This is a genomic window from Leifsonia sp. Y878, from assembly GCF_057669685.1.
Genome location: NZ_JBYHFS010000002.1, coordinates 1,006,508 through 1,019,148, shown reverse-complemented (window position 1 = coordinate 1,019,148; position 12,641 = coordinate 1,006,508). Strand labels below are relative to the sequence as shown.

8 protein-coding genes are annotated in these 12,641 nt (G+C 65.7%); all 8 read right to left on the bottom strand.

Features of this window, described 5'->3' with window-relative positions; genetic code table 11:
* Positions 1 to 3: 3 nt before the first annotated feature.
* The 8 genes from AC25Y4_RS10840 to ypfJ all read right to left on the bottom strand — a co-directional run bounded on the left by AC25Y4_RS10840 (position 4) and on the right by ypfJ (position 12,641).
* On the bottom strand, positions 4 to 1,530 hold the full coding sequence (locus AC25Y4_RS10840) for an oligosaccharide flippase family protein (RefSeq protein ID WP_488120396.1): 1,527 nt from the start codon (positions 1,528 to 1,530) through the stop codon (positions 4 to 6).
* Entirely contained in the window at positions 1,521 to 2,648 is a 1,128-nt protein-coding gene (locus AC25Y4_RS10835) for a DegT/DnrJ/EryC1/StrS family aminotransferase (RefSeq protein ID WP_488120395.1), read from the bottom strand. The genes AC25Y4_RS10840 and AC25Y4_RS10835 overlap by 10 nt, the downstream gene beginning before the upstream one ends.
* Entirely contained in the window at positions 2,645 to 3,277 is a 633-nt protein-coding gene (locus AC25Y4_RS10830; protein ID WP_488120394.1) for a NeuD/PglB/VioB family sugar acetyltransferase, read from the bottom strand. The genes AC25Y4_RS10835 and AC25Y4_RS10830 overlap by 4 nt, the downstream gene beginning before the upstream one ends.
* Positions 3,274 to 4,428, bottom strand: coding sequence for a DegT/DnrJ/EryC1/StrS family aminotransferase (locus AC25Y4_RS10825; RefSeq protein ID WP_488120393.1), 1,155 nt, complete (start codon positions 4,426 to 4,428; stop codon positions 3,274 to 3,276). The genes AC25Y4_RS10830 and AC25Y4_RS10825 overlap by 4 nt, the downstream gene beginning before the upstream one ends.
* Entirely contained in the window at positions 4,425 to 5,420 is a 996-nt protein-coding gene (locus tag AC25Y4_RS10820) for an NAD-dependent epimerase/dehydratase family protein (RefSeq protein WP_488120392.1), read from the bottom strand. Before AC25Y4_RS10820 ends, AC25Y4_RS10825 begins: the two co-directional genes overlap by 4 nt.
* Before the next feature lie 66 nt (positions 5,421 to 5,486).
* Positions 5,487 to 6,539 (bottom strand): Gfo/Idh/MocA family protein, encoded by a 1,053-nt coding sequence (locus AC25Y4_RS10815; protein ID WP_488120391.1) that lies wholly within the window; start codon positions 6,537 to 6,539, stop codon positions 5,487 to 5,489.
* A gap of 64 nt (positions 6,540 to 6,603) precedes the next feature.
* Positions 6,604 to 11,535, bottom strand: a complete 4,932-nt coding sequence (locus AC25Y4_RS10810; protein WP_488120390.1) for a DUF4082 domain-containing protein — start codon at positions 11,533 to 11,535, stop codon at positions 6,604 to 6,606.
* Between the two features lie 224 nt (positions 11,536 to 11,759).
* A complete protein-coding gene (gene ypfJ, locus AC25Y4_RS10805; RefSeq protein WP_488120389.1) occupies positions 11,760 to 12,641 on the bottom strand; it encodes a KPN_02809 family neutral zinc metallopeptidase in 882 nt (293 codons plus the stop codon).

Below are 12,641 nucleotides of genomic sequence, written 5' to 3'. Positions count from 1 at the left end.
GATTCATGCTTTCGCCGTTCGGTTGATGACCCACGATGCCGGCCGGCCGAGCAGCGAGAGCACCGCGTTGACGACGCGCACCCTGGCCAGAGCGGGGGGCAGGAGCGGAGTGAAGAGCGGAGCGGCGACGAGGAAGTAGACGACGCCGCCCACGAACCCGCCGCCCACGAACTGGGTGAGGGGTGTTGGCAGGAGCAGCGCGACGGACCAGGCGCTGCCGCCGGCGACAACCGCGGCAGACGCCGGCCAGACGAGCGCCCGCAACATGACTGTCGGCGCATGCGGAACGGCCTTCCTGATGATGAGGGCGTACAGCGGGAACGTGATCCCACAGGTCACCACGATGTGGGCAACACCAACGCCGACCAGACCCGCGACCTGGATGCCGATCATCATCGCCGGAAGGAGACCAGCCAGCGCGACGACCTGGACCAAGAAGAGCCGCCCTGTACTGCCGAGCGAGATGATGATGTTCGCGGCAAGCAGGCAGACCACGAATGCCACCCCGTACACCGACAGCACCATGAGCGCCGGCACCGCCCCCGTCCACTGCTGACCATAGATGGTGGTGATCAGCGGCCTGGCGAGGGCACAGGTCAGGGAGCAGATCGCGAAGGCAACCAGCGCAACCGTCCTCGTCGACCGGAACAGCGCGTCGACCAGGTCGCCGGCGTCACGCCGCACCCGCGAGAACGCTGGCTGGACGATGCCGTTCAGTACCGATCCGATCACCGCGGTCGACCAGCCGGCCACGGTGAAAGCCAGCGAGTAGAGGCCCGTGGCCTCGATGCCCAGCTGCCTGCCGACGAAGACGTAGTCGACATTCAGCAGCACCTGGCTGAGGAGGTTGGCGAGGGCAAGCGGCAACCCGAACTTGATGAGCATCCCGAACTGGTCACGGCGGAACCCAGGGCGATACCGGGTGCTCACCTTCATGGTGACGATGATCCCCGAGATCAATTGCGCCGCGACCCGCGACCAGGCGAACGCAAGCGCCCCGTCGCCGATCAACGACACTCCGATGAGGATTGCACTGCTGGGGATGAACCCGATGGCTGTGGCCTTGAAGAGCACATCCTGCCTGAACTCGCGTTGTATCAGCGCAGACGGAACCGCGAACGGACCGATCAACGCCACAGAGACGGCCATCACGCGCAGGGGTTCAGCGGCATCCGCTGAACCGAGTGCAACGGCGATGGGGTCGGCGAAGATCACCATCCCCGCCGACAGCAGAACGCTCGTGACAATGGACACCGTTGCGATCGTTGGCGCGATGCGATCCGGATCGAGATCGGCGCGGAGGAGCGCCGACGAGATGCCGAGCTCGGCCAGACTGACCATCACGCCCTGCACGACCATGACGAGCGCGAACACACCAAAGGCCTCAGGCGCGACGATTCGAGCGACGATCGCCATGATCGCGATGTTCGCGAACCGCAGGAAGAGCGTGCTTCCCGCAGACCACAACGCCCCTCCCCTCACCCGGTCCTGCAGTGAAGGGGGCAGCACAGCGTCCGGTCCTACAGACACGACAGGAGTACCTCGATCACGCGGTCTTGCCTCGCATCGGTGAGCCCGGGATAGACGGGAAGGGACAATATTTCGCCTGCGATCAGCTCGGCCATCGGAAACGCGCCGACGGGCACATTCATGCCGGCAAATGCGGGAGTCAGATGGACCGGCCGCGGGTAGTGGATGCCAACACCGATGCCGGCTGCATTCATCTGGGCACACACCCGGTCCCGATCTGCAACACGAATCACATACTGGTGAAAGACATGCTCGTTGCCGTCGACGGTGCGCGGCAGCACGACCCTGGCCTCTGCCGCCAGGATCGCCGAGTAGCGAGCCGCCACAGCGCGGCGCTCCGAGTTCCAGTCGTCCAGGAATGCCAGCTTGGCCGACAGGACAACCGCCTGCAGCGAGTCGAGCCGCGAATTCGTGCCGACGACAAGGTGCTCATACCGGCGTGTGCCTCCGTGGTTGCCGAGCATCCGAACCGCGTCGGCGATCATCGGGTTCGTCGTCAGCACCGCGCCGGCGTCGCCATACGCCCCGAGGTTCTTGCCTGGATAGAAGCTCGTGCCTGCCACATCGCCGAGGGAACCGGCACGGCGGCCCCGGTAGCGGGCCCCCTGGGCCTGGGCGGCATCCTCCAGGATGACCACGTCATCGCCGACGATCTCCCGCAGCTCGTCAACGGGCGCCGTCTGTCCGTAGAGGTGCACCGCGGCGACAGCCTTGGTTCGGGGCGACAGCATGTTGCGCACGCTCTGCACATCAATCAGGAAGTTCTCGTCACAATCGGCGAAGACGACAGTGCCGCCCGCGCGAACGACGGCTTCTGCCGTCGCGATGAAGGTGTTGGCCGGAACGATTACCTCGTCGCCGGCCACGATCCCTGCCGCGCGCAGTGCCAGCTCAAGGGCATCGGTGCCGTTGCCGACCCCAATGACATGGTCGACGTCGCAGTAGCGGGCGTACTCGGACTCGAACCGCGTGACGTCGGCGCCTTGAATGAATGAGGTACCAGCCATCACCCGGTCGAATCCGGCCTGTACGGCGGCCGCGACCTCACGGTGCTGAAAGGCGAGATCAAGCATGGGGACCGTGTCCGCCGCCTGTACGAGGTTGTCTACAACGGTCACAACGCCACCTTTTCCGTCTGCCTGTGCGCGGGAACTCCGAGCCAGGTCTCTCCTGCGGGAACGTCGCTCAGCACGACGGCTCCCATTCCGATTCGAGCTCCAACGCCAACGCGCAGGCCCTGGCGCACCGACGAGTTCATGCCGAGGTAGGCGCCGGTCTGCAGCAGCACGTCACCGCCGAGCGCGACACCGGCCGCGGTGGTCACGTAGTCCTCCAACACGTTGTCGTGGGTGAGGGTAACGTTCGGCATCACCACAACGTGGCGACCGACGGTGACGTTTGCCGTCAACACGACATTCGCCATGAGGATGCTCCCCGCGCCGATCGTGCAGCCTGGAGGCACCCTGACGCTGGCGTCGACGACGGTGGCATACCGGTCGTCGTGCACGCCGAGCGCCCGCAGGTGGCCGACGATCGCAGCACGCGCTACGCCGTTTCCCACACAGACGAGGAGCTGCGCGGTGTGATCCGCGGCCAATTCCACGCCGCCGAGCACTGGGACCCCACCGACTTCTGTCCCGGTATTGGCGGGGTTGTCGTCGAGTATTCCGATCACGGAATATGAGTGGTCTGCGGCGATGACCTCTCTGGCGAGGCCACTGGCTCCGAGGAGCAACAACTCGCTCATGACACCTCCCTTCCGACCAATGCCACCTCGCGGAGCACGGCCACGACGCGATCTTGTTCGTCATAGGTCAGCTGGTGATACAGCGGCAGGATCAGGGTGTTGTCTGTCAACCGCTCCGTCACCGTGAGGGAGACGGTGCCCGTGTCTGCTCCCCAGTAGGCGGGCTGTCGGTGCGCAGCCATGATCCCGCGGCGCGCGGAGATGTCCGCGTGCGCCAGCGCTTCCATCACGGTTTCCCGGTCGAGATTCTCAAGCGGGTCGACTTCAATCCAGTACGACTGGAAATTGGAGGTGCCCCAGTCAGGGTCAGTAACCGGCCGGACACCGGGGAGGTCGCCCAGCAATTCGGTGTAGCGCTGTGCGAGCTCGCGCCGACGACGCACAATCTCCGGCAGGCGACCGAGCTGCACGATGCCGACGGCGGCTTGCAGATCGGTCATCCGAAAGTTGAAACCGATCTCGAGATACTCCTCAGGCGGGGCGAGGACGCTGGCTGCCCTGTCACTGGCCGACACGCTCATGGCGTGCTCACGCAGCTGTCTGGCTCTGGCTGCCCACTCCTCATTCGAGGTGGTGAGCATGCCGCCCTCGCCCGTCGTCAGCAGTTTGCGCGGGTGGAACGACCAGGCCGCCAGTTGCGCGCCGGCGCCGACCGGGCGGCCCTGGTAAGTAGACCCTGCCGCGCACGCTGCGTCCTCGATCACGACGATGCCGAGCGAGTCGCAGAACTCACGAATCGGGTTCAGGTCAACGGGTACCCCGCCCTGGTCGACGACGATCACCGCTTTGGTCATCTCTGTGACGACATCCGCTATCGACTCAGCCGTCACATTTCCGGTCACCGAATCCACGTCGGCGAAGATGGGTCGTGCCCCAACGTAGGTCGGTGCATTGGTTGTCGCTATGAAGGAGAACGACGGCACGATGACGTCGTCCCCCGGCCCGACACCGGCCACGATCAGGGCGAGGTGCAGGGCTGTCGTGCAGTTGGATGTGGCGACGGCAAAGTCCGCGCCCATCGCGGCGGCGAATTCTTCCTCGAACTGGGCAACGCGTGGCCCCTGGGCGACCCAGCCTGATTCGATGACCTCCGTCACCGCCAGCACCTCGTCGGCGCCCATCCAGGGCTTCATGACGTTGATCCGGCTCATGAGGTCACCAGCGATCGTCCGGCTGCGATCTCGCCACGCAGCGGTTCCCACCAGGCCACCAACTCGCGCAGCCCGTCTTCCAGGGACACCTCGGCTGTGAAACCAAGGTCGCTCTGAGCCGACGAGGTGTCGGCCAGTCGACGTGTGACGCCGTTGACAGCGCGGTCTGGACCATGCTCCACCGCGAGGTCGGAGTCCATGGCGCGAAGGAGCGCCTGTGCCAGCCCGAGCAGACTGGTCTCCCTGCCACTTGCGACGTTGTAGACACCCTCGCGGATGTTGCTGGTGGCGGCCAGCAGATTGGCCCTGGCGATGTCGCGGGTGAAGACGAAATCCATAGTCTGTTGCCCGTCGCCGAAGATGAGGGGCGGCAGCCCGTCGGCGATCCGTTCCATCCAGCGCACGAACACTTCGGTGTAGACACCGTGCACGTCCATGCGTGGCCCGTACACATTGAAGTAGCGCAAGGCCACGTAGTCCAGCCCGTTCATGGCCCTGAAACTGCGCAGCATCCCCTCGCCGAACGACTTCGCGGCGCCGTAGAAGGTGTCGTTGTTGTGGTGGTGATGGCGCTCAGTGGTGGGGAACTGCTCTGCGAGGCCGTACACGGACGCGCTGGATGCCGAGATCACCTTGTCGACAGAATTTTCGACCGCGGCCTCGAGCACGTTGTATGACCCGTCAACCAACACCTCGAGCGCCAGGCGCGGCTCCTCTGCGCACTGCGTGATCCGGATGGCGGCCTGGTGGAACACCAGGTCTTTGCCCCGCGTCACGTCGTGCACGAGATCACGGTCCCTGATGTCACCCTCGACGAGGGTCACTCGCCCTGAGGCCAGCGCGCCTTCAAGGTTCTGGGTACGTCCGCGCACGAGGTTGTCGAGTACGTCGATGTGCCTGACGCCCGCGGCCAGCAGCTGGTCGACGATCTCAGAGCCGATCGTGCCTGCGCCACCGGTCACCAGGACATCCGCTCCTGTTAATACAGTCATTTCTTTTCCCACCCTTGTGTTGTCACTGCATCCCCCGTGTATTCGTCGTCAGAGCCGCATGCATGATCAGACGAGCTCATGGCTGCCTCCGACTCGCGTTGCAGCACCCGCTGTGTGCAGGCTTTCCGTCGCCGCTTCGAGCACAGAGAGCACCCGCAGGCCGGCAGCGCCGTCGGTGCGGGCCGGTCGGTGCTCTCTGATACTCGCCGCGAACTCCCCTGCCATTGACCCGAGCGCTTCGCGTTCTGGGAGGGCAGGAGACCAGGTGTCCCCCAGCCGGTATGACACCGTTGCGGCCTTGCGCTCGGTGGCATCCAGCGACTGGAGGTCCAGATCTACACCCCTGTCATAGACGCTGAGCCGCTGCTGCGGGTTCAGGTCGTCCCAGACCAGGGTTCGTTTCGTACCGCCGATGATCATCTGGCGGATCTTGGTCGGGCTCAGCCAGTTGACGTGCACGTGCGCAATCGCACCGTTCTGCAGCGGCAGCGTGAGGTAACCGACGCAGGCTTTGCCCGCCCCAACCGGGTCGGCGCCGTGAGCAGAGACACTGAGCGGCCGCAATCCCCCCGGCAACACGAAATCGATGATGGAGAGGTCGTGCGGCGCCAGGTCCCAGAACACGTCGACATCCGGTTGAATCAACCCGAGGTTGATGCGCACCGAGTCAATGAACAGGATGTCGCCCAGTGCGCCCTCCTCGATGAGCTCGCGGATCTTCAGCACGGCAGGCGTGTAGCAATAGGTGTGGTCGGCCATCAGCACCAGGCCGAGTGCGCGTGCGGTGTCGACCATCTCCTGGCCGCGGTCGCCGGTATCCGCCAGCGGTTTCTCCACCATCACGTGCTTGCCGGCGGCGAGCGCTGCCTGGGCAATGGGGTGGTGGGTCTTCGCCGGGGTCGCGATCGCAATCGCGTCGATGTTGTCGGAGGCCAGCAGCTCGGCGAGGTCGGTCACGACGCGCACGCCGCCGACCTTGCCTGCAAGCGCCGCTGCCCGGTCGCGATCGAGATCGCAGATCGCCACCAGCTCCCAGTCGGGGCTGCCGTGGAAGTTGCGGGCCAGGTTCGGTCCCCAGTATCCAGCGCCGACAACGGCTATTCTCAATTTTTCAGTCACGTCTGCTCCCCCTGTTTGAACGGAGCGGGGCCGCTCGGGTAACGGCCCCGCTGCTTGAACTTCGTCACAGTGAGGGGACGAAGAAGACATCGATCCAGTAGTTGTGCACTGAACGCTGGTCGGGAAATTCGGTTCCGTAGCGGTAGACGGCTCCGGATGCCGGCGTGCTGAGAGCGCCGCTGACGACGGGGCTGGCCAGCCCGTTGAGCGTGACGGCATAGCGTCCGACCGTGCTCTGGTAGCTGGCCAGGTATTCCGTTCCGGCCGCTATGGCCACGGGCACACTGAACGTGGCGGTCTGCCATCCGGTCGCCGTTTCAGCGTCGAAGGTCACGGCGGCCAGCTGTTGCCCTGTCGCCGACCAGAGGTAGCCAACATGGGCGCCGGTGTTCGCCGCTCCTTTATAGAAGCGGATGCCGGTCACCGTGCCTGCAACGCTCGCCTGGAACCGCACGCCTACCTGCACGGCCAGTGCGTCGTTCCACGACGGCGTGTCTGGCACGGCGTTGGCCGCGAAGATCGAGGTTGCGGTGACGGTCGGCGGCTCGGCCGACGTGGTGAAGGTGAACGCTCCACCGCTGAGCACAGCCCCGTCGGCTGACACGCTTGCCGAGTACGTCGTCGACCAGGCCAGCGGCGTGGTCGGCGTGAACGTCACGATGTGGGTTTCGTCATCGAACGCCGTGCTGCCGGCGACGGATGCTCCCCCGGCTGTCAGGGCAACGGTCGGCGATCCGGCGGCCGGGTTGGCCGACAGGGTGGCCGTCACCGCGGTCGTCGGTGCGACACTCCCTGCGCCTGAGAGGGGACTCGTCGAGGCGACCGTCACGGGTGTCGGGGTGGGCGTTGGTGTGGGGGTCGGCGTCGGTGTGGGGGTCGGTGTCGGTGTCGGTGTCGGTGTGGGGGTCGGTGTCGGTGTCGGTGTGGAGGTTGGCGTCGGTGTGGAGGTCGTCGTGGTGAACACCACGTCGACGAAGTAGTTCGACTGGTTCCAGCTATAGATCGGGAACCCGCCGCTTGCGCCGTACAGGAACCGACCGTTCGTATCGGCTCCCGCGGTCAGGGGCCCGCTTGTCTTGGCCTGTGCGAAGTACCCGCTGGAGTGGGCGTAGTGCCCCCTCGGCGCCAGGTAGGAGACGACGTAGGTCTGTCCTGCCACGATGTTCACCGCGGTACCGAGCTGCGCGGTCTGCCAACCGGTCGCCGTTTCGTTGCCGAATGTCACCGTCGCCAGCCGCGTTCCGCTTGCCGACCAGAGCGATCCGGTGTGCGTCCCCGTGTTGCCTGTGCCCTTGAAGAACCGGATGGCGGTGACGGTTCCGGCCGACGAGGAGGAGAACGACATGCCGAGTTCAACTGCTGAGCTGTCATCGGTGGCGGCGGCAACGGTTGGCGTCTCGTCGGCGAGCAGTGTGTACGTCGTTGTCACCTCACCGGGCGCAGCGGCCGTGCCGAACGACCACGTGAGGGTGGGCAGGGTCGCCCCCGCTGTCGAGGTGACGTTCGACAGCCGTGCGACCACAGTGGCTCCAGGTTGCAGCGGAGAGCTGGGCGTGAACGTCAGGGTTGTCCCGTTGGCACTCCGCATCGTTGTGCCTGGCACGGTGGTGCCGCCCACCGTCGCTGTGAGCGAGAAACCCAGGTTGATGGGAACGGAGAGTTCAACCGCGATCGGTGATGCGGTGCTGACTCCGATGGCGCCGTTCGCCGGGGTCTGGGTGAGCACGGCGACCGGGTCTGGCGCACGGTTGAAGACAACGTCGACGAGGTAGCTGGTCGATACCTGGTTCGTGGGGAACGCATCGGCGTATGTGAACGTTCCGACGATTCCGGTGAGCGGACCGCGCACCAGGCCATCGACGGGGAAGGTGTCAGGGGTCACCGGATAGGTCCCGTGCGGGTTGAGGTACGACGCGACGTACTGGGTCCCTGCCGTGACAGCGACAGGCGACGCGAACGTCACGGTCTGCCACCCAGACGAGCTCTCGTCAATGAAGGTGGCCGTGGCGAGCGCCGTTCCTGTCGACGACCACAGCGTTCCGGTGTGGGTACCCGTGTTGCCAGCGCTCTTGTAGAAGCGGATGCCGGACACCATGCCATCGACCGAACTCATGAATCGCACGCCCAAGGTGAGCTGGGCGTTGTCGACCACCTGCAGGATTGCCGGCGTGGTCGCATCCGTGAACAGCCCGCACGGGCAGTCACCGACGGCAGGCGCCGGCCGCACCGTGGTGAAACTCCACGTCGTGCCGGTCGCCAGGGCCTCCCCGCTCGTTGCGGTGGCCGCGAGCGTGACAGCGTACGTCACGAATCCGTTCAGGGCCTGACTTGGCGTGAAGACCGCGGTGCGGGTTGCCGCGGCATAGCCGACGCTGCCCTGCACAACCTGACCCAACTGGTCGGTGACGGTGAATGTGATCGAAGACGCGACGACATCCTTCGACAGCACTGCGCTGATTGTCGATCCGGCCGGCACACTCGACGAACCCGGCAGCGGGGCCTGGTTGAGTGCGCCGAGCGGGGTGGTGTCTGTCGAGGTGAAGACGGCATCGACGAAGTAGTTGCTGAACCCGTAGCTGTCCTGGGGGAATTGGCCGACGGTGGTGTTGTAGACGGCGGCCTTCGCCGCTCCGTAGCCGCCGGCCACTGTGAGCGGAGCTGCCGTGATTCCGCGATAGGCGAAGTCGGCCGGTGTCGAGGCATAGTGTCCGTTCGGCGCCGAATACGACACCACGTACTTCGTGCCAGCGGTCACCTGTACCGGTGGTGAGAATGACGCGCTCTGCCAGCCTTCGGCCGATTCGTTCGCGAATGTGGTTGTGGAGAGGCGGACGCCTGACGCACTCCACAGCGATCCGGTGTGGAGACCCGTGTTCGCCTGGCTCTTGTAGAAGCGCACCCCCGAGACGTACCCGGAGTAGCTCGGGGTGAATTGCAGGCCGGCTTCCACCGCACTGGGATCGCCGGCGTCTGGCACTGACGGCACCCGCTCACCCAACACGGTGTACGGGCCGGTCACGGCGAGTGCCCTGCTGGCCGGCGTCGCCGTGGTGTTCGCGCTGTCGTCGGTCGCGCGCACCATGATGGTCGCCGCACTCATGCCCTGCTGCAGGTAGGTGTACGTCCACGAGGTGGTTCCGGTAACCGGGTGCCACCTCGAGCCGCCATCGGTGGACACCTCGACGCCGGCGACGACGCCACCGGCATCCGCTGCCGCTCCCGTCACGGTCACCGACGCGCCGTTGGCGACGGATGCCTGGGCGGCGGGAGCGGTGATGGTGACAGTGGGGGCGACGTTGTCTGTGCTCGCGGTGGCGGCCGTCAGGTCGCTGTCCAGCGTGGCCGGTTGGGCTCCCATGTCAGCCAGCAGGTTCACCTGGGCCTGTTGCATCCGCGGATCGGCGGCGGCCCCGCCGCCGTCGTGGGTCTGGTCGAGACCCCAGGTCCACTGCACCGATCCGGCCGAGAATACGAGCGCGCCACTCGCGGCGCGATACAGCGTGAGGTGGTGAGTGGTGGTGCCGGCCGTGACGAGGTTGCCGAAGTCGCGCAGGTACTCAGGTACGGCGCCGACTGTCGTCGACAGGCGGATGAGGCCAGCTGGCCTGAACCCGTTGTCCACGTCTTCGTTCGACTCATACCCGATGGTGTGAGGTGCGAGTTCCGCTGTCGATCCGGCGGCCAGGCCGGTCAGGCTGGTATTGCGCCAGAGTCGCGTCCGGCCCTCTTCGGCCGACACCGTGACGGCCAGGTCGGAGAAATTCGCCTGGTACATGGTGCCGGTCAGCGCGTTCTCCGGCTTCCCAGCCCCCTGCGTCGCCGAGGCGAAGCGCGGATCGCGCCAGGTTCCCGTCCACTCGGCGGCGGGGTCGATCTTGGCGTTGCTCCACGTCTCCTTGTACGACACGATCGTGCGGTACGGGGTGGCACCCTGGTCGGACGACGCGGCGTACCTGGTGTGCCAGTACGCCTCGTTGCCGGAGAGGAACTGCAGGTTCACACCATTGTCCCTGGCTGCCTCGACATTGGAGCGCTGCGCCGCCGACCAGTACTCATCGTGCCCGACAGACAGGAAGACGTCGTGGTTCACCAGCGCCCCGCCGAACCTGTCGGTGTCGACGCCGCTGAAGTACGACACGTCGTAGCCGTTCTTCTCCAGGAACCGCACCATCGGGTACTCGTTGGCGTAGTAGAAGTCCCGACCGGAATACGGGCCCCTCGACACCACGGGCCGGTTGTAGCTGATCTCATATGCCCGCCCGTTGGCCGCGCCCTGGTAGAAGTCAGATCCGCCGTAAGTGTTATAGGCCTGCCAGGTGGGGTCTGACGTCTGGAACAGCACGGCAGAGTGGCTGGCCACATTCCGCACCACGAAGGTGATGTGGCTGCTGCCACCGGTGTCCGGTCGGGTCAGCAGGGCGAAATACACGCCGGATGCCGCATCCGCTGGCACGTTCCAGGAGGCAGAGACGGCCCAGTTGCCGCAGTCGTACAGCTCGGTGGCAGCGGCGGTAATGCACTCCGGCTGGTGCTGCCCGTTGATGACGGAGGTGGAGACATCCGTGATGAAGCGGGCACCGAGACCCTGGTAGTAGCCACTGCGGTAGATGGCCACGGTGTACGCAGGGGCGGTCGTGTCGATCTTGAAGTCAATCCGGGTACCGACGTTGGCGCTGATGTCGGTGGAGAAGCCCTGGATACTGGTGTCGCCGGCACCCTCGATATCCCAGATCTCCGGGTCAGCGCCAGAGAGCGCGTTCTCGCAGACGACGGGATTGGCAGCCCCTCCGCATCCCGTTGCCGCAGCCGCCGGTGACACGGAGAAGGCGAGGAGCATGCTCGCCACCAGGGCGATGACGAGCGCGAAGGACAGCGCCAACCGGTTCGACCGTGCGAAGCCAGACCGTGCGAATCCCGGCCGCGCGACGGAGAACTGCGCGAATCCAGCCGGGCGAAGCGTCGCCGCAGGGACGACAAAGTGCAACTTAACAGACACGCCAACTCCCAGACACCTGGTCCGTTGGAGTCGTTCGGGTAACGCCTCCCAGTCGCTGGCGCCTCGTCAGGGTAAGTGAGTGAGGCGGGTGCCTATCCAGCTATGAACGAAAATCCGGGTGAAGAGCCAGTTGGCAAGGATCTGACTTTCGCTCACATACCAGAGGGTTGCACAGACGGCGCCCAAAGCGAACACCCCCTAACGGGGGCTGCACCGCTGTCTGTTTACAGCGCTGCAGCCGATGGCGCGAAGGTGTCGCAAGCCCCTGCGCCGCCGTTGTAGCCGGTCATGAACCAGCTCTGACGCTGCTCGCTTGAGCCGTGAGTCCACCCCTCAGGGTTGACGGAGCCCTGCGTCGATTGCTGGATTCGGTCGTCGCCCACAGCGGATGCCGCACTCAGCGCGTCGGCGATTTGCGCGTCGGTGACCGGTTTCAAGAAGGCAACGCCCGCGTCGTCACGGGTCGTCGATGCCGCCGCCGTCCACGCTCCTGCGTAGCAATCGGCCTGCAATTCGATGCGCACGGAGTTAGACGCGGCACCTGTCTCGCCGTCCTGGGCGGCAGCCAGAACCCCGGTGAGGTTCTGCACGTGGTGGCCCCATTCGTGGGCGACCACGTACATTTCGGCCAGCGGCCCGCCCGACGACCCGAACCGGGTGCGCAGCTCGTCGAAGAACGCGGTGTCGATGTAGATCGTCTGGTCTGGCGGGCAGTAGAACGGCCCGGTGGAACTCGACGCAGACCCGCAGCCTGTGCCGGCGGCATCCGTGAAGAGCGCGATCGGCTGCGGCGAACTGTACGCCGTGCCGATGGCCGGCAACGCATCTGTCCAGTAGGTGTCGAGCGTTGCAGCCGCGCCCTTCATCCGACAATCGACGTTGGCGTTCGCATCGGCGCCGGTCAGGCACTCGTCGAGGGTCGACGCTTCGCTTGCCGACTGGTCGGTCTCTGCGTTACCGAGGAGGCCAGACAGGTCGACGCCGAGCAGCTGTGAGAGCACGAACAGTGCGATCACACCGACGCCGCCGCCGACCGCGACGCCGGTGGTGCGCCCGCGCTTCCGCGCCTTCCCCGAACCGATGTTGGCGTTGTCGTTGAAGGTCAT